Genomic DNA, 19,596 nt, shown 5'->3' with positions numbered 1-19,596 from the left:
GATCAGGCCGTTCCGGAGCGCCGCCCGGCCACCGCACGGGCCGGCCGCGGCTGCGCCGCGGCAGAACCTCCCGCCACGGCCGGCAGGATCGTCACGTTGTCGCCGTCGGCGAGCTTGGTGTTGATGCCGTCGAGGAAGCGGACGTCCTCGTCGTTCAGGTAGACGTTCACGAACCGGCGCAGCTCGCCGCCGGCGGCCTCGTCGACGATGCGGCCCTGGATGCCCGCGTGACGCGTCTCGAGGTCGGCGAGGAGTTCGGCGAGGGTCTCCCCGTTGCCCTCGACGGCCTTCTGACCGTCGGTGTACTGGCGCAGGATGGTGGGGATGCGGACCTCGATGGCCATGGCTTGGGGCTCCTGTCGGGAGAGGTCTGGATGGGGGGTGCCCCCAGCTCGGAGCCGAGGGCTGGACGGACGGCACACTGCGGCGCAAGAGCGGGTGGAACGCGGGGCGGAGTGCCGCGGCCCTCATGGCCGTCGGCGACAGGGCGGCGTCAACAGAAGGCGCTGTTCAGCCTGCACAGGTCGACGTGCAGCCGCGCCACGAGCAGCATGCCCGGCGTCTTCTCGCTCACGTCGTGGAAAACCATGGGGTCATCGTATCGATTCCCGTGCCGGTGACCGGAGTGTGATCTCACATGATGGATGAATTCTGACCGAATTGCGGGATCAGTAGTGCTCCACCACGGTGACCTCCTCTTCCGTCACCTCGCCCTCCAGAATCCGGAACGAACGGAACTGGAACGGGCCCGCGTCGTCCGTGTCGGCGGTGGAGACCAGGACGTAGTGCGCGCCGGGCTCGTTGGCGTACGAGATGTCGGTGCGGGACGGGTACGCCTCGGTCGCGGTGTGGGAGTGGTAGATGACCACCGGCTCCTCGTCGCGGTCGTCCATATCCCGGTACAGCTTGAGCAGATCGCCGGAGTCGAACTCGTAGAACGTGGGCGAGCGGGCCGCGTTCAGCATCGGGATGAAGCGCTCGGGGCGGCCGGAGCCCACCGGGCTCGCGACCACGCCGCACGCTTCGTCGGGGTGGTCCTTGCGCGCGTGGGCGACGATCTGGTCGACGAGGGCCTGGGTGATGGTCAGCATGACGGTCAGGATAAGCAGACAGGGTCCGCGCGCAGCGCGTCAGGCGGAGCGGCGGCGAGCGGCGAACGGGCCGCCCCGTACCGGAAAGTGGTACAGGACGGCCCATATCGCGGACACCGTGAGCGGCGGGCGGCCGGCGGTGCGGCCAGGAAGCCCGGGGGGTCACCGCAGGTCCAGCCGGTGCCCTCCCTCAGCGGCCGGGTTGTATTACTGGTGGGCCGGCGACTACGCGACCTCGGCCGGGCGGCGCCGGACGGCGGCCTGGTAGCCGACGACGAGCAGCAGGAACCAGACGCCGAAGACGTACAGGCCGAGCCGGGTGTCACCGTTGAGCGCCATCAGGACGACGACGAAGCCGAGGGCCGCGATGCCGAGCCAGTTGGTGACCGGCGCGCCCGGCATCCGGAAGTCGGAGGCCGGCAGGAGACCGGCCCTGACCCGGGAGCGGTAGCGCAGATGAGCGGCGAGGATCATGATCCAGGTCCACAGCCCGGCGCAGGTGGCGACCGAGGTGATGTAGACGAACGCCTTGTCCGGCGAGAGGACGTTGACCACCACGCCGAGCCCCATGACGAGCGTCGAGACCACCAGCGCGGGCAGCGGCAGCTGCCGGCCGCTGAGCCTGGCCACCGTGTCGGGGGCCTCTCCGCTGAGGGCCAGCCCGCGCAGCATCCGGCCAGTGGAGTAGATGCCCGAGTTGCAGGACGACAGCGCGGCGGTGAGCACCACGAAGTTCATGATCCCGGCCGCGCCCGGGATGCCGACGGCCCCGAAGACCTGCACGAACGGGCTCACACCCGGGGTGTACTTGGTCCAGCTGTAGACGGAGAGGATGACGATCAGCGAGCCGACGTAGAAGATGCCGATACGGACCGGAAGGGTGTTGATGGCCCGGCGGAGGGTCTTCTTCGGGTTCTCGGCCTCCCCGGCGGTGATGCCCACCAGTTCGACACCCAGGTAGGCGAAGATCACGCCCTGCATGGCCAGCATGGCCTGCCAGGTGCCGCTGGGGGCGAACCCGCCGTCCGACCACAGATGGCTGACCGAGGCGGTGTCACCGACGGAGGAGAAGCCGAAGGTGAGGATGCCGATGCCGATGACGATCATGGCGACGATCGCCGTCACCTTGACGGTGGAGAACCAGAACTCCAGCTCCCCGAAGAGCTTGACCGAGACCAGGTTGGCGATGAAGAGCACGGCCAGCGCGATGGCGGCGGTGGACCAGACGGGCACCGAGGGCCACCAGTAGTTGATGTAGTGACCGGCCGCCGTGACCTCGGACATGCACGCGGTGATCCACAGCGCCCAGTACGACCAACCGGTGACGAACCCGGCGAAGGGGCCGAAGAACTCCCGGGCGTAGTCGGCGAAGCTGCCCGATGTCGGGCGATAGGTGAGCAGTTCCCCGAGGGCCCGCATGATGAAGAAGATCACGATGCCGGCGGCCGCGTAGCACGCGATGAGGCTGGGCCCGATCTTCGCGATGCTGGCACTCGAGCCGTAGAAGAGCCCGGTGCCGATCGCGCCGCCGATGGCGATCATCTGGACCTGGCGGCTGTTGAGACCGCGCCGGTATCCCTCCTCGGCGGCCTCGCCGCCCACGGCCTTGCCGATGTCGTGCTCCTGGTCGACCTGGGACGAGGTCATGTCGGTGCGCCTTTCTCCATGCCGATCCGAGCCGCTCGTGCGACCTCGGATCGGGTTCCGATCCCCCCGGATTTGCTGGAGTGTGCCTGGCCGACGGTCCGTCGACTCGGTGGCGCGCCCGGCCGGACATGGGTGCTGCCCTCCGCCAAGCGGTCGTGAAGGTCTACCACGCCGTGAGGTTGATCCATCGCTCGGTGTATGAGGTGCGCCACACTCAGTGACACCCACGAGGCGCGAAGGGTGACAAACAGGACGGCGGTGGTGACGCGATCGTTATCCGGATTTGAGTGTCCTCTAAGCGACCACATGGACACGTTCAGGTGACCGGCGGGCGGCTGCACGGCCCGCGCCCAGCCTGGCAATACAGGTCCCGTCCTGGCCTCCGGCCGCCCACGGAACCCGGCTCCCCCGCCGCGGCGGGCGACCGAAGCTCAGATCTCGATCAACTCACTCGCACCATGATCTTCGCGGCCGCTAACGTCACGCCCGTCGAGGGCGGACCGGGTTCAACAAGGGCCTGGCGAGCAAGGTCGCCAAGCAGGCCGTCGGTGCGGGTGCGACTCCCGCATCACGGCTCTCGTGAGCTGAGACCGGGCGGCACAGCAAGGAGAAACGATTCTCCGGCGGGTGCGTCGTCCAGGCCGGCGGCACCCGCCGCGCGTGCGCGACGGGCGTGCCGACCGAGAGCTCAGGGCATCAGGGTCGTGACCAGCGTCTCCTGGAGCCCGCCGAGCCAGAGGTAGGCCATCACCATGGGCTTGCGCGGATCCTCGTCCGGCAGCCGGTAGAGGTGATCGGTGTCGTCCTCGTCGACGACCTCAAGGCGCGAGCCGATCGCGAGGCGCAGGTCGTTCAGGGCGCCGAGCCACTGCTCGGACTCCTGCTGGGACAGCTTGAGGACGCCGCCCACCTCGCTGGCCGAGGTGAGCGCGTCGAGCGAGCGGATCACCGCGAGGGCGTTGTCCCGCTTGCGGGCGCGCAGATCGTTCTCGGTGAAGCGGCGGAACTCGGCGGAGTGCGCGTGCTGCTCCTCGGCCTCCTCGGGCGAGGCCGGCTCGCCGCCGGGCCCGCCGTACGCGTCCGGGAACAGCCGGCGCAGCACGGGGTCGGAGGGCGGTTCGCTCGGGCCCTCGTTGAACAGCTCGGCGAGGGGGTCGTCGGGGGCGTTCTCGGCGGGGCCCGGCCCGATGAGCTCGAGCAGCTGCACGGCCAGCGACCGAATGATGGAGATCTCGACGTTGTCGAGGGCGACGGCGGCACCGCCGCCGGGGAGCGATTCGAAGTGTCCTGACATCAGGGAGGTCGTTACTTCCGGTCCTGCTGGAGGGTGGCCCACAAACCGTAGCCGTGCATGGCCTGCACGTCGCGTTCCATCTCCTCGCGGGTACCGCTGGAGACGACCGCCCGGCCCTTGTGGTGGACGTCGAGCATGAGCTTGGTGGCCTTGTCCTTGGTGTACCCGAAGTACGTCTGGAAAACGTACGTCACATAGCTCATGAGGTTGACCGGGTCGTTGTGGACGATCGTCACCCATGGGACATCGGGTTCGGGGACGGCGAACTCCTCCTCCGCCGACTCGGTCTTTTCGATCTCTAGGGGTGCGGGTGCCGTCACACGGCCCATGCTGCCACCTCGACCGGGGCCCCGCGCAAACGGACACCGCGATCACCACCACAAATCGTCAGACTGACGAAATGGGAGTACGATCAGCGCTCATGAACACTGCGGACCTTGGGTTGCCGGTGGACGTGCCCTCGACGGCGCTCTTCACCGACCACTACGAGCTGACGATGCTGCAGGCCGCCCTCCAGGCGGGCAGCGCCGAGCGGCGCTCCGTCTTCGAGGTCTTCACCCGGCGGCTGCCGGACGGCCGCCGCTACGGCGTGGTGGCCGGCACCGGGCGTGTCCTGGACGCGGTCGAGAACTTCCGCTTCGACGGGGACGTCCTCGGCTTTCTGCGGGAGAACCGGATCGTCGACCGCGACACCCTGGACTGGCTGGCCGAGTACCGCTTCGACGGCGACATCTGGGGCTACCCCGAGGGCGAGGTGTACTTCCCGGGCTCGCCGATCATGCGGGTCGAGGGCTCCTTCGCGGAGTGCGTGCTCCTGGAGACCGTGATCCTCTCCATCCTCAACCACGACTCCGCCGTCGCCGCCGCGGCCTCCCGTATGTCCTCGGCCGCCGACGGCCGGGCGCTGATCGAGATGGGCGCCCGGCGCACCCACGAGCTGGCCGCCGTGGCCGCCGCGCGCGCCGCGTACGTGGGAGGCTTCACCACCACCTCCGACCTGGCCGCCGGCTTCCGGTACGGCATCCCGACGGTCGGCACGTCCGCCCATGCGTTCACCCTGCTGCACGACAGCGAGCGGGATGCCTTCCAGGCCCAGGTGGACTCGCTCGGCCGGAACACCACGCTGCTCGTGGACACCTACGACGTCGCCGAGGCCGTACGCATCGCCGTCGACATCGCCGGACCCGAACTGGGCGCCGTGCGCATCGACTCCGGCGATCTGCTGCTGGTCGCCCACCGGGTGCGGCAGCAGTTGGACGAGCTGGGCGCGACCGACACCAAGATCGTCGTCACCTCCGACCTGGACGAGTACGCCATCGCCTCGCTGCGGGCGGCGCCTGTGGACGCGTACGGCGTCGGCACCCAGCTGGTGACGGGTTCCGGCCATCCGACCTGCTCGATGGTCTACAAGCTGGTCGCCCGCGCCGAGTCGGCGGACTCGAGTGCTCCGCTGATGCCGGTGGCGAAGAAGTCGGTCGGCGGAAAGACGTCCATCGGGGGGCGCAAGTGGGCCGCGCGGCGGCTCGACGAGGACGGCGTCGCGGAGGCCGAGGTGATCGGCACCGGGCCGGTCCCGCAGGAGCTCGTCGACCGGCAACTGCAGGTCCAGCTGGTCAAGGGCGGCCAGGTGATCGCCCGCGAGCCGCTCGACGTCGTACGCGACCGGCACACGGCCGCGCGCGCCGGCCTCCCGCTGTCGGCGACCCAGCTGTCGCGCGGGGAGCCGGTCCTTCCGACCGAATACGTCTGAGGCGTTCCGTACTAAGCGCTCGGCACCACCCCGGGGGCCGGAGTGGGTGCGGCTTCGGCCGACCCGTCCGGCTCGGCGCATGAACGGGCGGCCCGTGGGAATGCAACGGCAGCGCGACCCGCGCACCTGCCGACCGCCACACGCCCCCTCCCGCCCGGCCCGTGAAGTCTCTAGGCTCGGTAGTTCGTACAGACGGCCGGGCCTCGCACCCCTCCACTCCGATCCGCCGCCAAGCCGAAGGACACCGACCATGCAGCGCGCCTTGATCGTCGTAGATGTGCAGAACGACTTCTGTGAAGGCGGCAGCCTCGCGGTGGCCGGTGGTGCCGATGTGGCCGCCGCGATCACCGAGCTGATCGGTCAGGCCCCCGCCGGCTACCGGCATGTCGTCGCCACCCGCGACCACCACATCGCCCCCGGCGGGCACTTCGCCGACAACCCCGACTACGTGCACTCCTGGCCCGCGCACTGCGTCGCGGGCACGGAGGGCGTGGGCTTCCACCCCAACTTCGCCCCGGCGGTCGCCTCCGGCGCGATCGACGCCGTGTTCGACAAAGGCGCGTACGCGGCGGCCTACAGCGGGTTCGAGGGGGCCGACGAGAACGGGGTGTCGCTCGGCGACTGGCTGCGCGCGCGGGAGGTCGACGAGGTGGACGTGGTCGGGATCGCCACGGACCACTGTGTGCGCGCCACCGCCCTGGACGCCGCGCGCCAGGGCTTCCGCACCCAGGTGCTGCTGGACCTGACCGCAGGCGTGTCGGAGGAGACCACGGAGCGGGCGCTGGAGGAGCTGCGCGAGGCCGGCGTGGAGCTGTCCGGCAAGCCCGTGGTGTAGGGCACGCGCACTCCTCCTGCGCCTCCTCCTAGGCCTGAGCCTGCGCCGTCTGGCGCCTCAGCAGCGCCCTGATCGGGTGCCACAGCTCCTGGGACAGCTCCTGGCCCGCGCTGTCGGGGGCGGTGCGCCATATCAGGCCGTCGGGGTGGTGCAGGACCGCCGTGATCTCGTCGGGGGTCGGCGGAGCCACGTTGCCGCGCAGGTAGACGGCGCGCAGACCCAGATTGCGCAGGCGCGTCAGCGCCCGTGCGCGGTTCTGGGCGAGGACGAGCACGCGGACGAAGCCGCTGCCCGAACCCGGACTGGGCAGGTTCAGCGCCACCACCACGCTGCCGCTCGGCAGCTTGCAGAAACCTCCTGCGGCCATGCCTGTCACACCCCCGTGAGACCTTGTGTCAATAAGAGAGCTACAGGACGCACCTAAACACGATCGGCCGCGCCCCGCTAGAGGGTCGCGGCCGATCGTGCTCTGACCTGCGAAAACAGTATTCAGTTTGTGATCGGCGCCACCAGGGACATGATCGTCCGGGAACTAGTGCTTCTGCGTGAGCACGGCCACCGTCAGTACGCTGCCGTCCGTCGTCTGCTGCAGGAGCTTGATCTTCGTGTGGGTGTCCGGCACCTTCACACCCGCATACGGGGTCTCGGGGTAGTAGTACGTGCCCTTGTGGTCGTCGAAGAGCGAAACGCCCGCGCGGCTGTTGATCTTCATGGCCACGCCGTTGTTGTGCAGGGTGATCGCGTCCGTCCGCTCCAGGGAGAACGAGGAGTCGAAGGCCTGGATGCGGTTGCGCATGTAGGTCCCGTCCGCCCACTTCAGCGGCTTGGCGTTCGCGTCGATCGGCAGGATCAGGCCCTCGCCGGGGTGCGCGCTGACGTTGTTGTCGGACTGCGAGGTGTCCCAGAGCCAGATCAGCAGACCGTTCTGGTACGGGAAGTGCTCGACCCAGCCCGGCTTGGTGTTCAGGAAGCCGAAGTTGTACGGGCCGGTCTTCAGGGTCGAGTCGTACGACACGTACTGGCGGTTCTCGGCGATGTAGTACTGCGGGTAGTCGCCGCTGTAGGAGGCTCCCTTGACGGAGAAGCCGCTGACGGCCCAGTCGCCGGTGCCGTTCTCGGCGCCGTCGCTGAAGACGGCGGAGCCGTCGGCCGTGATGGTGATGTCGTCCGCCGCGAAGCCCTTCTGGGCCACCCCGGTGTCGGTGGTGTAGCGGAAGCGCAGCTTGATCGACTTACCGGCGTAGGCGTCCAGCGGGTAGACCAGGTCGCCGTACTTGTCGATGGTGCCGGTCAGGGCCGGCTGGTCGCTCGCGTCGCGCGGGATGGCGGCACCGTTCACCGTGCCGTCGATCGCCTTCCAGGTGGCGCCGCCGTCGGTGGAGACCTCCGTGTACAGGAAGTCGTAGTCCTTCTCGATGTCGTAGTAGCCCTTGAGGGACAGCGAGGCCGACGACTTGCCCGTCAGGTCGACGTCACGGGTCAGCGTGTTGTTCAGGCCGTTGCCGCTGCCGCTCCACCACTGGTACGAGCCGCTCGCCGGGGTGACGAGGTCCGTGGTGACCGTCTTCTTCGGCAGCGTGACGATCAGCGCCTGCGGCTTCGCGGTGTTGTACTCCGAGTAGCCGAGCTTCGTCAGCGAGGGGGAGCCGGAGCCGACGACCCGGTAGTTCAGCCAGCCGAGCTGGAGCTTGTCCCAGGCGGTGAAGTCGCCGGGGGTGTCGCCGATGCTGTTCTTGCCCGTGCCGAGCCACGAACCCGAGGACATGAGGTCCCAGAAGGCGGTGGAGTTCTCCGCCCTCCCGGTGGTGTCGTAGTTGTCGGGCAGGCCCAGGTCGTGGCCGTACTCGTGGGCGAAGACGCCGAGTCCGCCGTTCTCCGGCTGGATGGTGTAGTCGCCGACCCAGACGCCGGTGTCGCCGATCTGGGTGCCGCCGAGCTTGTTGTTCGCGGGGCCGGTCTTGCCGGCGTCGGTGCCGTACGCGTACCAGCGGTGCGCCCAGATGGCGTCCTCGCCCTGCGCGCCGCCGCCCGCGGACTCGTCCTCACCGGCGTGCACGATCTGGAAGTGGTCGATGTAGCCGTCGGGCTCGTTGAAGTTGCCGTCGCCGTCGTAGTCGTAGCGGTCCCACTGGTCGTACTGGGCGATCGCGGACTTGATCTGGGCGTCGGTGTCACCGGCGGCCTTGCGCTGGGCGACCCACTTGACCAGGGCGTCGCTGACGAGGTTCCACACGCAGGTGTCGCACTCGTTGGTGCCGTAGCGGGCCTCGTTGTAGTCGACCTTCACCCAGTCCTGGACCTGGCCGTCGACCGAGTAACGGCCCGAGGAGGCCTTCTCGTAGAACTGCTTGAGGGACTTCTTCTTCGGGTCCGTGGAGAAGTAGAGGTCCTGGAAGTGCTGCCGGTTGTAGTCCGCCTGCCACGCGGTGCTGTTGTCCGCGGCGCGGTCCGGCTCGGCTATCTGGTTGTGCGCCGGCCCCGCGGTGCCGCCGTACTGCGACGTCTTGGTGCCGAACTCGGCGAGGATGGTGAAGATCTTGTCGGTGCGCTCACGGGCGAGTTCGACGTACTTGCCGTTGCTGAGCTTCACCACCTTCGACGCGCCGCGGTCGGTGACCTTGGCCTTGCCGGAGATGACCCGGCCCAGTGCTTCCTCGCGCTGGGCATCCTGAGTCTTGCTCAGCGGTCCGTCGAGGTCGTGCTCCCTGCTCTTGACCGGCTGCGGGTCGTGCCGGTTGGCGGCGGCCGACGAGACGCCCGGCCCGGTCTGGGCCGCGGCGGACACCGACAGCGTGGCGGTGGCCGCCGCGAGCGTGACGGCCGCGGCGGCCGCTCTGAACGTCCAGGATCTGCTGTTCACTTGTAGTCCTCCCCGACGCGTCCGATCGCGCGGAAGAGGGGTCCTGTCCTGGAAGGTCCGCGCGCGGTATACGCGTGTGTCAAGTGACGACATTTGACCGGAGGTTTAAGAGAAAAGACAGACCTTGACTTGAACAGGCCAAGTGCATTAACGGAAGCAGACGTCCGCTATGCGAACGGCATAATCTCCTGTCAACAGGCGCGTAAGCCCGTCCAGTCGGTGGACCGAATGACTCTGTGCGCCCCCCGTGCACCAGCACCGTGCGTTAGGTCACGCTTACCAACGGTTCCGCTCGGGCATGCAGGCGAATAGAGTCGGCGGGCAGTACGGCCGGAATGGCGGTGGATCGCCCTGCCGGCACCCTGTCACCCCGCGATTCCGGGCTGGACCCCAAGTGCACCGGCAATCCACACAGTTGTCCGCATCCTCCCCCATAGCGAGAGGCACGGGGGGAGACCCCCACCCCGAGGAATGGCCATGCCTCGTCCGAACGCCGCACAGCTCGCCTACGGTTCCTGCACCGTGATCTTCTCCACCCTCGCCATGCTGCTGCTGTCACAGACGAGTTCGAGCCCGGGGATCGCCGTGATCGCCCTCGCGGCGCTCGCTCTCGGACTGCTCGTCGCCGTGACGGTCCCGCTGCCGAAGTCCGCGTCGGGGGCCGAGCGGCCCGCCGCCGAACGGCAGGCCCCGGCCGGACGCCCGACGGCGTCCGTCGGATCCACCGCAGGCGCAGAGCCCGTACACGAGACGGCGCACCCCTGAACCGAGCGCGCTTGCACAGCACTTGACGGATACTTCGGACAATCGCACAACGAGCAACGGAACCGGCGGGCCCGTATGGCACGGGCCCGCCGGTTCTTGGTGCGCCGCCGTCCGCCGGCTCGGCCTCTCACACCGTGCTGACCTCCACGGTCCGGGCCGCCTTGTCGTGCAGGCCCTGCTTGTAGGGCCGGTCGAAAAAGCTCCAGCCGCCGCAGATCGCGGTCCAGATACAGGCGCAGCAGAACGCGAACGGAAGCCACAGCACCAGCGCCCGGACCAGCGATGTCTGCACGGAAGGGGTGGAGCCGTCCGTCAGATTGGCCACCCGTATGTTGAGCAGCTTCTTGCCGAGCGTCTGCCCTGACCTCGAGATCATGATCGTGTCGTAGGCCGTGTAGAGCACCGTGGCGATCACGGACTGGCCCAGGGACTTGCCGTACTCGACCCGGTTGGCGTTGACGTTGTACTCGGTCGTGTGGAACGCCCAGGACAGCAGCACGACGATGATCCCGACGATGATCATGTCGATGATCCGTGCGAGCACCCGCTTGCCGCTGTCGGCGAGCGGCGGCATTCCGGCAAGGGGGTCCGACTCGCCGTACGGGCCGTAGGGTCCGCCGCCATAGGGACCTCCGCCTCCGTAGGGGCCGCCACCGTACGGCGGAGGCGGGCCGTACGGGCCTCCACCGCCGGGCGGAGGGCTGCCGTACGGGCCCCCGTCGCCGGGCGGGGGTGCGCCGTAAGGGGGTTGGCCGCCGCCGGGCGGCGGCGCGCCTCCGGGAGGTGGATGGCCGCCGGCCGGGGGCTGGTCGCCGTGCTGTGAGCCCCAGTGGGGTGCGGAACCGCCGCCCTCGGACGGCGGGGGCTGCTTCCGGAACGGATCGTCGTCCGGGGACCCCCCGGAACCGGGGGGCGGCGGTTCGGTGCTCATGGCCCGAGTCGACCGCGAACCCTCCGGCTCCGCATCCCTACAGGGCCGTCCGGGTCAGCCCGCCACGAACGTGTGCGCCGCCTTGTCGTGCCAGCACTGGTGCCAGGGACGGTCGAACAGACACCACAGGACGCCGACGACGCCGACCACCAGCAGACCGGGCACGCAGTAGACGAGCCAGCGGCGCAGAGCCGGGCCGAACGCCGGGGGCTCATGGGCCTCGATGTCCCGCACCTCGATGCCGCACAGCTTCTTGCCCAGCGTGCGGCCCCACTTGACGGTGGGCAGCACCTCGTAGAGGACGCCGAAGCCGAGGAGCACGGCGAACACGACGGCGAGGTAGATCGAGGTCGTGCCGTCGAGCAGCCAGACCGTGACGGTCTGGCCGGACAGCCGGGCCGCGTCGATCTTGTCGTCGATGTGGTCGATCGCCTTGGTGCCCAGCGGTACGGCGGCCACGCCCGTGACCGCCGCCAGCACCAGGGTGTCCAGGAGCCGGGCGGCCAGCCGCTTGCCGAGGCCCGCGGGCCGGGCCGCCGCCTGTGCCCGGGCGGCCGCCTGGAACGGGTCGTCCACCGGCGGCTTCCAGGGCGGGAGGGGCCGGTCGCCCTCGGATGCCGGGGTCGCCAGCCGGTGCACCTGCTGCGCCCAGGAAGGCTGGCCGCCGCCGGGGCCCGTGGTCATCGGCGTTGCGGCCGGTCCGCCGGACTGCTGCGGGAGGCTCGTCGCGGGCTGCTGGGAGAGCGAGCCGGCCGGCTGCTGCGGGGGCAGACCGGTCGAGGGTGCCGACGGCGACGGGGCGGACGGCTGCCGCGGCGGCGCGGTGCGCTGCGGGCCGGGCTCCGGCACCTGCGGGTCCAGGCCCAGGGCCTGGCGGGCCGCGGCCTGGGCGCTCGCGGAGGGCTCGGCCGTCGGCCGCCCCGGACCGGGACCGGCCGCCGCGGTGCTCCCGCCCTGCTCCCCCGTGCGCGGGGAGAGCGCACGGAACGTCATGGTGCCCTCGGAGGGCGCGGGGCCGCCGGTACGGGAGGTGTCCCGGGCACCGGTGCCTGAGCCCTCGCCGCGCGGCTGCCGGCGGAAGACGGCCGTGCCGTCCGGGACCGGGGAGGAATCCGGGTCGGCGGGCGGGATCGTCGCGGTGCCGTCCGTGCGGTTCGCGGTGCCGTCGGGCCGCCCGGCGAGCGGGAGCCGCGGGTCGGCGCCCTGCGACGCGCCCCACGACACCCGGCGGTCCTGGTCGCCGCCGAAACCGGACTGCCGGGAGCGGTCGGCGCCCCACGCAGAGGCGGGCTCGGGCCGGCTGCCGTGCTGGGCGTCGGCCCGGCTCACTTGAGGGGTCGCCTCGACCGGGTCCTCGTCGAAGAAGTGCGGACCGGTCTCCTCCACCGAGGGGTGGGCGGGTGCCGCGCCGGGCGGCGGAGAGAGCGGCCGGCCGTCGCCGGGCGACGGGGAGAGCGGTCGGCCGTCGCCGGGCGCCGGCCGACTGGTGCCCGGCACCCAGGCGACACCGTTCCAGTACCGGACATATCCAGGAATGGACGGATCCGGGTAATAGCCTTCGCGGGGCCTGTCGTCACCGGGTGCCGGGGTTGGGGCGCTCATGTCCGTCGTCCCGTATCTGCTCGGGGGGTCGTGTAGACATCCACATCTATCAGAAGCCGGGTGTGAGTACGGCCGCTCCGCCCGTACCCACCCCTTTCCGGGCGACACCGCGCAATCCCTTCACACACCTGGAACACACCCCGAAAGAAATCATCCGAACTCGTGTAACGCCTGCCGCGCCCCCACGCGGCGTGCACACGGCTGTGTGCCGATGGCGCCCGTCCCACCGGGAGACTCAGAAGAGCTTGCCCGGGTTGAGGATGCCGAGCGGGTCGAAGACCTTCTTGACGGCCTGTTGCATCTCCACGCCCACCGGGCCGATCTCACGGGCCAGCCACTCCTTCTTCAGGACGCCCACGCCGTGTTCGCCGGTGATCGTGCCGCCGAGTTCCAGGCCGAGGGCCATGATCTCGTCGAAGGACTCGCGGGCGCGCCGGGACTCCTCGGGATTCTGTGCGTCGAAGCAGACGGTCGGGTGCGTGTTGCCGTCGCCCGCGTGTGCGCAGACCCCGATGGTGAGCCGGTACTTCTCGGCGATCCGCTCGACCCCTTCGAGCATCTCGCCGAGCCGGGAGCGGGGCACGCACACGTCGTCGATCATCGTGGTGCCCTTGACGGCCTCCAGCGCGGTCAGCGACAGCCGCCGCGCCTTCAGGAGCATTTCGGACTCGGCCGCGTCGTCGGCCGGTACGACCTCGGTGGCGCCGGCCGCCTCGCACAGCGCGCCGACCGCCGCGAGGTCGGCGGCCGGGTCGGGGGTGTCGAAGGCCGCGAGCAGCAGGGCCTCCGTGGTCTCCGGCAGGCCCATGTGCGCGAGGTCGTTGACGGCCTTGACGGTCGTACGGTCCATCAGTTCGAGGAGGGACGGCACATGCCCGCCCGCCATGATCCGGCACACCGCGTCGCACGCGGCGGCCGCGGACCCGAACTCGGCCGTCAGCACCAGCTGCTGGGGCGGCTGCGGCTTCAGGGCGAGGATCGCGCGGACGACGATGCCGAGCGAGCCCTCGGAGCCGACGAAGAGCCGGGTGAGGTCATAGCCGGCGACGCCCTTGGCGGTGCGCCGGCCGGTCGACATCAGGCGTCCGTCGGCGAGGACGACGTCAAGTCCGAGGACGTATTCGGCCGTGACCCCGTACTTCACACAGCACAGGCCGCCGGAGGCGGTGCCTATGTTGCCGCCGATCGTGCACATCTCCCAGCTGGAGGGGTCCGGCGGGTAGTACAGGCCGTGCTCGTTCACCGCGCGGGAGAGCGCGGCGTTGACGACACCGGGTTCGACGACGGCGATACGGTCGACCGGGCTGATCTCCAGGATCCGGTCCATCTTCGTCAGGGAGAGCACGATGCAGCCCTCTGAGGCGTTGGCGCCGCCCGACAGGCCGGTGCGGGCGCCCTGCGGGACGACCGGGACGCGCAGTTCGGTGGCGGTCCGCATCACGTGCTGGACCTGCTCGACGGTGCGCGGCAGCACGACCACGGCCGGGGTGCCGGCCGCGCAGAAACTCGCCATGTCGTTCGCGTACGAGGCCGTGACGTCGGGGTCGCTCAGGACGGCGTCGGCCGGAAGGCCGGCCTTGAGACGGTCGAGGAGGTTGCCGGTGACTTCGTCGCGCGGGGCTTCGATACGGCTCATGATCACAGCGTCGCACCCGGGAGCGGCGGTGTGAACCCCGTACGCACGGGGCAGGCCTGGGGGCTGCCTGTCCCCCGCCGTGAACGGTGCTCGTGGTCCCGCGGGCGCTCTCGCGGCGCCCGCGGGACCACGGGAGCGCCCGGCCGACCCCTGCTCGGTCGGGCGCTCCACCGGCTCAGAGGTTGCCGCGCCTTTCCTGCTCCCGCTCGATGGCCTCGAACAGGGCCTTGAAGTTGCCCTTTCCGAAGCCCATGGAGCCATGGCGCTCGATGATCTCGAAGAAGACCGTCGGACGGTCCTGGACCGGCTTGGTGAAGATCTGCAGCAGATAGCCGTCCTCGTCGCGGTCAGCCAGGATCTTCAGCTCGCGCAGGGTCTCTACGGGGACACGGGTGTCGCCGACCCACTGACCGAGGGTGTCGTAATACGAGTCCGGAGTGTCGAGGAACTGCACGCCGGCCGCCCGCATCGTCCGCACCGTGTGCACGATGTCGTTGGTGTTCAGCGCGATGTGCTGGACGCCGGGACCGCCGTAGAACTCCAGGTACTCGTCGATCTGGGACTTCTTCTTGGCGATCGCGGGCTCGTTGATCGGGAACTTGACCTTGAGCGTCCCGTCGGCCACGACCTTGGACATCAGCGCGCTGTACTCGGTCGCGATGTCGTCGCCCACGAACTCCTTCATGTTCGTGAAGCCCATGACCTTGTTGTAGAACTCCACCCACTCGTTCATACGGCCGAGTTCGACGTTGCCGACGCAGTGGTCGATGGCCTGGAACGTGCGCTGCGCGGGCGGCTCCACGATCGGCGCGGCGGCGGCGAAGCCGGGCAGGTACGGACCGTCGTACCCGGTGCGCTCGACGAGGGTGTGACGGGTCTTGCCGTACGTGGCGATCGTGGCGAGGACGACGACACCGTGCTCGTCCTTGAGCTCGTACGGCTCGGCGACCGAGCGGGCACCTCGCTCCATCGCGTGGGCGTACGCGGCCCGCGCGTCCGGGACCTCGATCGCGAGGTCGATCACGCCGTCGCCGTGCTCGGCCACGTGCTCGGCCAGGAAGTGGCCCCAGGTGGTGGCGGACTTGATGACCGAGGTGAAGACGAAACGGGCGGAGCCGTTCTCCAGGACGTACGAGGCGGTCTCACGGCTGCCGTTCTCCGGTCCGGAGTACGCCACGAGCCGCATGCCGAAGGCGGTCGAGTAGTAGTGGGCGGCCTGCTTGGCGTTGCCCACGGCGAAGACGACCGCGTCCATTCCCTTCACCGGGAAGGGGTCTGCCTCGCGCGCGGTGTCGGGGGTGTGGTGTGTGGTCTGCGTCATATCCGCAGCCTCACCCTTCCTCGCAAGGTGCGCAATAGTTTGCGTATCGGCTGGGCAATCTGCTCAGCGGAAGCCCCGTATCGACGGGCTTTCTGTACACGATGACCATCTGGGAGCGCGGGTATGGCGATCGATCAACTGGACGCCCGGCTGATCCTGCTGCTGGCGCGCGAGCCGCGCATCGGGGTGCTGGAGATGTCCCGGCGGCTCGGGGTGGCGCGTGGCACGGTCCAGGCGCGCCTGGACCGGCTTCAGTCCAATGGAGTGATCCGCGGATTCGGCCCTCAGGTGGATCCCGCCGCGCTCGGCTATCCCGTCACCGCGTTCGCGACGCTGCAGATCCGGCAGGGACAAGGACCCGACGTGCGGGCCCATTTGGCGACCGTCCCGGAGGTCCTGGAACTGCACACCACGACGGGCAGCGGGGACATGCTCTGCCGGCTGGTGGCTCGCTCGAATGCCGACCTACAACGTGTGATCGACCGAGTTGTCGGCTTTGATGGCATCGTCCGGGCCTCCACGGCGATCGTCATGGAGAACCCCGTTCCGCTGCGGATCATCCCGCTGGTGGAGCAGGCGGCGGAGGACCGGCAGAGGACCTAGCCCACCGGGGTGAGCGCACGTGAGCTTCTACGATTACCTGGCCGACAGCCACCGGCGGTTGTTCATAGAGGCCTGCGGACATGTCGGCGCCGTCCTCGTGTGCACCCTCCTCGCCGCGGTCCTCGGCGTGCTGATCGGCCTCGTCGCCTCTCGCAGCGAGCGGGCCGGCGACCTCGCCACGGCCGCCACCGGCGCCTTCCTGACCGTCCCCACCCTGGCGCTGGTCGGCCTGCTGATCCCGGTCACCGGACTGGGCCTGGCGCCGACGCTGGCCGCGCTGACCCTGTGCGGACTGCTGCCGATCGTGCGGAACTCCCTCGTGGCGCTGCGCACGGGCGACCCTTCGCTGGTGGACGCGGCCCGGGGCATCGGCATGTCGCGGTGGGCCCGGTTCGTCCGTGTGGAGCTGCCGCTGGCCTGGCCCTCGATCCTCACCGGGATCCGTGCCTCCACCCGCCTGCTGGTGGGCGTCGCCGCGGTCGCCGCGTACGCCTCCGGACCCGGTCTCGGCAACGAGATCTTCCGCGGCCTCGGCTCCCCGGACAGCGAGAACGCGCTCAACGAGGTGCTCGCGGGCACGCTCGGCATCTTCGCCCTGTCGGTGCTGTTCGACGCCGCCTACCTGCTGCTCGAGCGGCTGACCGTCCCCCGGCGGATCGCGAGACCGGTTCAACCGGAGGAGAGGACGACGTGACCACATACGAGGTGGAGGAGCAGGAGGAGACCCGGTCGCCCGCCCCGCCGGGTCCCCGGTCACCGCGGATCACGTGGCAGAAGCTGACCCTGCTGCCCACGGCACTGGTGGTCCTGCTGCTGACGACCCTGCTGTGGTTCCGGCAGGCCCGGCTGGACACGTTCTCCCAGAACGCCCTCTCCCAGGGCCGGGTGGAGAAGGCACTGTGGCAGCACATCGAAATGACCACGCTCGCCACGTTCCTGGTGATGGTCATCGCGATCCCCCTGGCCATCGCGCTGACCCACGGGGCGGCGGGCAGGTTCACCGCCACGGCGACGGCCATCGCCACCGCGGGCCGACGGGCCCCGGCGATCGGCCTGCTGGCGTTGCTGGTGCTCTGGCTCGGCACCGGCCACAGGGCGGTCCTCGTCGCCATCGTCGCCTACGCCGTCCTGCCCGTGCTGTCCCACACGATCGCGGGGCTGAAGGAGAACGACTCGCCGCTGCTTGAGGTCGCCCGCGGCATCGGCATGTCCCCGATGGACGTGCTGGCCCGCGTGGAACTGCCCATGGCCCTCCCGCTGCTCCTCGCGTGCGCACGCATCGCCCTGGTGCTGAACGTCGGCACGGCGACCCTGGCGGCGTTCGGCGGAGGCGGCGGTCTGGGCGTGCTCATCACCGCCGGGATCAGCCATCACAGTCTGCCGCTGCTGCTGCTCGGCTCGGTCCTCACGACCTCGCTGGCGCTGCTGATCGACTGGGGGATCTCGATGGCGGAACTGCTGACGGCCATGACGCTCGACGGGGGCCTCAGGGGCCTGTAGCGGTCCTGCGGAGCCACTTGCAAAGAACCTCTTGCAACGACTTCTTTGCAACGCTACCTTTGCATGCATGCAGGAGCCCGACGACACCACCCCGCACGAGGACGAGCGGCCACCGCGCCTGCTCGACGCCCGCTCGCTGCGCGGCCTCGCACACCCCCTGCGCATGCAGCTGCTCAACGCACTGCGGCGCGGCGGACCGGCCACCGCATCCCAGCTGGCCGCGAAGCTGGGCGAATCCAGCGGCGCGACCAGCTACCACCTGCGCCAGCTCGCCGCCCACGGCTTCGTCGTGGACGCACCGGAGCACGGCAAGGGACGGGAGCGCTGGTGGAAGGCCCAAGACGAGGCGCTGGTCTTCGACAGCAACACGTTCAAGGACGCCGGCCCTGAAGTGCGGGGGGCGGCCGACCTGTACCTGCACGAGATCGCCGCCACCCACACCCGCGAACTGTCGACCTGGCTCGGGACCCGCGACGACTGGCCCGAGGCCTGGCACGGCGCCGACGACATGAGCGACGCGACGCTACGGCTGACGCCCGAACTCGCCCGCGAACTCGTGGGAAGAATGCACACCCTCATCGAGGAGTACCGCGCCCTCTCCCCCGGCAAGAACACCCCGGGGACCGAGCAGGTGCGCGTCCACACCCACCTCTTCCCCCTCCAGACGGATTGAGAGGCACGACCGATGCACCCGGACACGCATCTCGAGCTGCACCGCACCCGCGCCACCGACCTCCGTGCCGAGGCCGACGCGCACCGGCTCGCCGCCGACGCCGGCCACCCCCGCGACCTGCGGGTACGCCTCGGCTGGACCCTCGTCGAGGTCGGCCTGCGGCTCGCCGCCGCACCCCGGCCCGCCACCGTCTAGCAGCTCGGGACCGCGCCCTTCCCCTTCTGCAGCGCCACCAGCGCGTCGACCGCGCCGTTCAGGGTGGTCACCGGCACCAGCCGCAACCCCTTCGGCAGCTCCGCCTTTGCGTCGGCGCACTCCGCCCTCGGGACCAGGAAGACCGTCGCGCCGTCGCGGCGGGCGGCCTGCGTCTTGAGAGCCACCCCGCCGACGGCACCGACCGCGCCGGCCGCGTCGATCGTGCCCGTACCGGCGATCGTGCGGCCGCCCGTGAGGTCGCCGCCGCTGCCGTTGCCCTTCAGCTTGTCGATGATCCCGAGGGTGAACAGCAGACCCGCGCTCGGGCCGCCCACATCCGCGAGCGTCAGAGTGACCTTGACGTTCCGGTCGCTGAGGTCCAGGTATCGCAGCGCCGCCTGTGTCGCCGCGTCCTGGGACTCCTTCATCTGCGCGGTGTTGTGCTGCTCGATCTCCTTGACGGTGTTCCCGCTCGGGTAGACCGCGTCACGCGGCAGCACCGCGCGGTCCGTGCGGACCCAGCCGTCGACCACGTCGCCGAGCGAGACCCGTGCGTCGGGGCCGGTGGCCTCGATCGTCGTCATCCGCAACTGACCCGTGGTCGTGCGGATGGGCGCCCCACTGATCGTGATCACGGGCGTGCCCTTGTTCGCGCCGAGGACGTTGGCCGTCAGGCCGGGCTGCGCCACTGCGAAAGGCAGCGGGGCGAACGCCGCCGTGGCGAGCAGGGCCACGACGGGCAGGGCGCAGACGGCGGCGGCCTTGGGGCGCGAGAGGCGAGAGAACACGGGATCAATCTAACGCGGTGGTGACTTCGTGCCAGGTCCCGGGCGGTGCCGGAGCGGATCCCACGGCCCGAGCCCGGCACCGGCACGGGTGCCGGCACAGTGTCC

At 70.1% G+C, this 19,596-nt stretch carries 21 protein-coding genes; 8 read left to right on the top strand and 13 right to left on the bottom strand.

What is annotated here, in order from left to right; genetic code table 11:
- Positions 1-2 precede the first annotated feature (2 nt).
- The 6 genes from ACQEXA_RS34725 to clpS form a co-directional block, all read right to left on the bottom strand.
- A complete protein-coding gene (locus ACQEXA_RS34725; protein ID WP_432928203.1) occupies positions 3-344 on the bottom strand; it encodes a MoaD/ThiS family protein in 342 nt (113 codons plus the stop codon).
- 149 nt (positions 345-493) lie between these two features.
- A complete protein-coding gene (locus ACQEXA_RS34720; protein WP_432928205.1) occupies positions 494-589 on the bottom strand; it encodes a putative leader peptide in 96 nt (31 codons plus the stop codon).
- 79 nt (positions 590-668) lie between these two features.
- Positions 669-1,091 carry a Mov34/MPN/PAD-1 family protein gene (locus ACQEXA_RS34715; RefSeq protein WP_433131973.1) on the bottom strand — a complete coding sequence of 141 codons (423 nt, stop codon included), beginning with the start codon at positions 1,089-1,091 and terminating at the stop codon, positions 669-671.
- 225 nt (positions 1,092-1,316) lie between these two features.
- Entirely contained in the window at positions 1,317-2,738 is a 1,422-nt protein-coding gene (locus ACQEXA_RS34710) for an amino acid permease (RefSeq protein ID WP_432928207.1), read from the bottom strand.
- A 688-nt stretch (positions 2,739-3,426) separates the two neighbouring features.
- Positions 3,427-4,032 (bottom strand): DUF2017 domain-containing protein, encoded by a 606-nt coding sequence (locus ACQEXA_RS34705; protein WP_432928209.1) that lies wholly within the window; start codon positions 4,030-4,032, stop codon positions 3,427-3,429.
- An 11-nt stretch (positions 4,033-4,043) separates the two neighbouring features.
- Positions 4,044-4,361: an ATP-dependent Clp protease adapter ClpS gene (clpS, locus tag ACQEXA_RS34700; protein ID WP_359391611.1), complete on the bottom strand. Its 318-nt coding sequence runs from the start codon at positions 4,359-4,361 to the stop codon at positions 4,044-4,046.
- A gap of 92 nt (positions 4,362-4,453) precedes the next feature.
- Here clpS and ACQEXA_RS34695 point away from each other — a divergent pair, with 92 nt between their 5' ends.
- Together ACQEXA_RS34695 and ACQEXA_RS34690 are read left to right on the top strand one after the other, a co-directional pair.
- Complete coding sequence (locus tag ACQEXA_RS34695; protein ID WP_432928211.1) at positions 4,454-5,782, top strand: nicotinate phosphoribosyltransferase; 1,329 nt, start codon at positions 4,454-4,456, stop codon at positions 5,780-5,782.
- Between the two features lie 250 nt (positions 5,783-6,032).
- Entirely contained in the window at positions 6,033-6,617 is a 585-nt protein-coding gene (locus tag ACQEXA_RS34690) for an isochorismatase family protein (RefSeq protein ID WP_432928213.1), read from the top strand.
- A gap of 28 nt (positions 6,618-6,645) precedes the next feature.
- Here ACQEXA_RS34690 and ACQEXA_RS34685 read toward each other — a convergent pair whose 3' ends face one another.
- A complete protein-coding gene (locus ACQEXA_RS34685; RefSeq protein ID WP_359391614.1) occupies positions 6,646-6,984 on the bottom strand; it encodes a hypothetical protein in 339 nt (112 codons plus the stop codon).
- 165 nt (positions 6,985-7,149) lie between these two features.
- A complete protein-coding gene (locus ACQEXA_RS34680; protein ID WP_433131971.1) occupies positions 7,150-9,477 on the bottom strand; it encodes an immune inhibitor A domain-containing protein in 2,328 nt (775 codons plus the stop codon).
- A 477-nt stretch (positions 9,478-9,954) separates the two neighbouring features.
- Between ACQEXA_RS34680 and ACQEXA_RS34675 the strand changes: the two genes are divergently transcribed.
- Positions 9,955-10,242 (top strand): hypothetical protein, encoded by a 288-nt coding sequence (locus tag ACQEXA_RS34675; RefSeq protein WP_432928217.1) that lies wholly within the window; start codon positions 9,955-9,957, stop codon positions 10,240-10,242.
- Between the two features lie 127 nt (positions 10,243-10,369).
- Here ACQEXA_RS34675 and ACQEXA_RS34670 read toward each other — a convergent pair whose 3' ends face one another.
- The 4 genes from ACQEXA_RS34670 to hppD all read right to left on the bottom strand — a co-directional run bounded on the left by ACQEXA_RS34670 (position 10,370) and on the right by hppD (position 15,732).
- Positions 10,370-11,173, bottom strand: a complete 804-nt coding sequence (locus tag ACQEXA_RS34670) for an RDD family protein (protein ID WP_432928219.1) — start codon at positions 11,171-11,173, stop codon at positions 10,370-10,372.
- A gap of 54 nt (positions 11,174-11,227) precedes the next feature.
- A complete protein-coding gene (locus ACQEXA_RS34665; RefSeq protein ID WP_433131969.1) occupies positions 11,228-12,775 on the bottom strand; it encodes an RDD family protein in 1,548 nt (515 codons plus the stop codon).
- Between the two features lie 235 nt (positions 12,776-13,010).
- Positions 13,011-14,417 (bottom strand): FAD-binding oxidoreductase, encoded by a 1,407-nt coding sequence (locus ACQEXA_RS34660; RefSeq protein ID WP_433131966.1) that lies wholly within the window; start codon positions 14,415-14,417, stop codon positions 13,011-13,013.
- Positions 14,418-14,586: 169 nt separating this feature from the next.
- Positions 14,587-15,732, bottom strand: coding sequence for a 4-hydroxyphenylpyruvate dioxygenase (gene hppD, locus ACQEXA_RS34655; protein WP_432928225.1), 1,146 nt, complete (start codon positions 15,730-15,732; stop codon positions 14,587-14,589).
- Positions 15,733-15,855: 123 nt separating this feature from the next.
- Here hppD and ACQEXA_RS34650 point away from each other — a divergent pair, with 123 nt between their 5' ends.
- The 5 genes from ACQEXA_RS34650 (at position 15,856) to ACQEXA_RS34630 (ending at position 18,703) form a co-directional block, all read left to right on the top strand.
- A complete protein-coding gene (locus ACQEXA_RS34650) occupies positions 15,856-16,335 on the top strand; it encodes an Lrp/AsnC family transcriptional regulator (protein WP_359410336.1) in 480 nt (159 codons plus the stop codon).
- 19 nt (positions 16,336-16,354) lie between these two features.
- The gene (locus ACQEXA_RS34645; RefSeq protein WP_432928227.1) at positions 16,355-17,029 is read left to right on the top strand and encodes an ABC transporter permease; all 675 of its coding nucleotides are present in this window, start codon (positions 16,355-16,357) and stop codon (positions 17,027-17,029) included.
- Positions 17,026-17,835: an ABC transporter permease subunit gene (locus ACQEXA_RS34640; protein ID WP_433131964.1), complete on the top strand. Its 810-nt coding sequence runs from the start codon at positions 17,026-17,028 to the stop codon at positions 17,833-17,835. The genes ACQEXA_RS34645 and ACQEXA_RS34640 overlap by 4 nt, the downstream gene beginning before the upstream one ends.
- 67 nt (positions 17,836-17,902) lie before the next feature.
- A complete protein-coding gene (locus ACQEXA_RS34635) occupies positions 17,903-18,508 on the top strand; it encodes an ArsR/SmtB family transcription factor (RefSeq protein ID WP_432928231.1) in 606 nt (201 codons plus the stop codon).
- Between the two features lie 12 nt (positions 18,509-18,520).
- Complete coding sequence (locus tag ACQEXA_RS34630) at positions 18,521-18,703, top strand: hypothetical protein (RefSeq protein WP_359410340.1); 183 nt, start codon at positions 18,521-18,523, stop codon at positions 18,701-18,703.
- On the opposite strand, the gene ACQEXA_RS34625 is transcribed toward ACQEXA_RS34630, so the two are convergent.
- The gene (locus ACQEXA_RS34625; RefSeq protein ID WP_432928234.1) at positions 18,700-19,491 is read right to left on the bottom strand and encodes a S16 family serine protease; all 792 of its coding nucleotides are present in this window, start codon (positions 19,489-19,491) and stop codon (positions 18,700-18,702) included. The two genes, ACQEXA_RS34630 and ACQEXA_RS34625, sit on opposite strands and share 4 nt — an antisense overlap.
- Between the last annotated feature and the right edge of the window lie 105 nt (positions 19,492-19,596).

The sequence above is a fragment of the Streptomyces sp. CA-106110 genome (assembly GCF_050936285.1).
Classification (GTDB): domain Bacteria; phylum Actinomycetota; class Actinomycetes; order Streptomycetales; family Streptomycetaceae; genus Streptomyces.
Note: the sequence above shows the minus strand (reverse complement) of the source record. Positions and strands in the feature narration are given on the sequence as shown.

Coding starts and splice junctions, on each gene's coding strand:
- ACQEXA_RS34725 (WP_432928203.1), bottom strand. CDS start 344: ATGGCCATCGAGGTCCGCATCCCCACCATCCTGCGCCAGTACACCGAC.
- ACQEXA_RS34720 (WP_432928205.1), bottom strand. CDS start 589: ATGGTTTTCCACGACGTGAGCGAGAAGACGCCGGGCATGCTGCTCGTG.
- ACQEXA_RS34715 (WP_433131973.1), bottom strand. CDS start 1,091: ATGCTGACCATCACCCAGGCCCTCGTCGACCAGATCGTCGCCCACGCG.
- ACQEXA_RS34710 (WP_432928207.1), bottom strand. CDS start 2,738: ATGACCTCGTCCCAGGTCGACCAGGAGCACGACATCGGCAAGGCCGTG.
- ACQEXA_RS34705 (WP_432928209.1), bottom strand. CDS start 4,032: ATGTCAGGACACTTCGAATCGCTCCCCGGCGGCGGTGCCGCCGTCGCC.
- clpS (WP_359391611.1), bottom strand. CDS start 4,361: ATGGGCCGTGTGACGGCACCCGCACCCCTAGAGATCGAAAAGACCGAG.
- ACQEXA_RS34695 (WP_432928211.1), top strand. CDS start 4,454: ATGAACACTGCGGACCTTGGGTTGCCGGTGGACGTGCCCTCGACGGCG.
- ACQEXA_RS34690 (WP_432928213.1), top strand. CDS start 6,033: ATGCAGCGCGCCTTGATCGTCGTAGATGTGCAGAACGACTTCTGTGAA.
- ACQEXA_RS34685 (WP_359391614.1), bottom strand. CDS start 6,984: ATGGCCGCAGGAGGTTTCTGCAAGCTGCCGAGCGGCAGCGTGGTGGTG.
- ACQEXA_RS34675 (WP_432928217.1), top strand. CDS start 9,955: ATGCCTCGTCCGAACGCCGCACAGCTCGCCTACGGTTCCTGCACCGTG.
- ACQEXA_RS34670 (WP_432928219.1), bottom strand. CDS start 11,173: ATGAGCACCGAACCGCCGCCCCCCGGTTCCGGGGGGTCCCCGGACGAC.
- ACQEXA_RS34665 (WP_433131969.1), bottom strand. CDS start 12,775: ATGAGCGCCCCAACCCCGGCACCCGGTGACGACAGGCCCCGCGAAGGC.
- hppD (WP_432928225.1), bottom strand. CDS start 15,732: ATGACGCAGACCACACACCACACCCCCGACACCGCGCGCGAGGCAGAC.
- ACQEXA_RS34650 (WP_359410336.1), top strand. CDS start 15,856: ATGGCGATCGATCAACTGGACGCCCGGCTGATCCTGCTGCTGGCGCGC.
- ACQEXA_RS34635 (WP_432928231.1), top strand. CDS start 17,903: ATGCAGGAGCCCGACGACACCACCCCGCACGAGGACGAGCGGCCACCG.
- ACQEXA_RS34630 (WP_359410340.1), top strand. CDS start 18,521: ATGCACCCGGACACGCATCTCGAGCTGCACCGCACCCGCGCCACCGAC.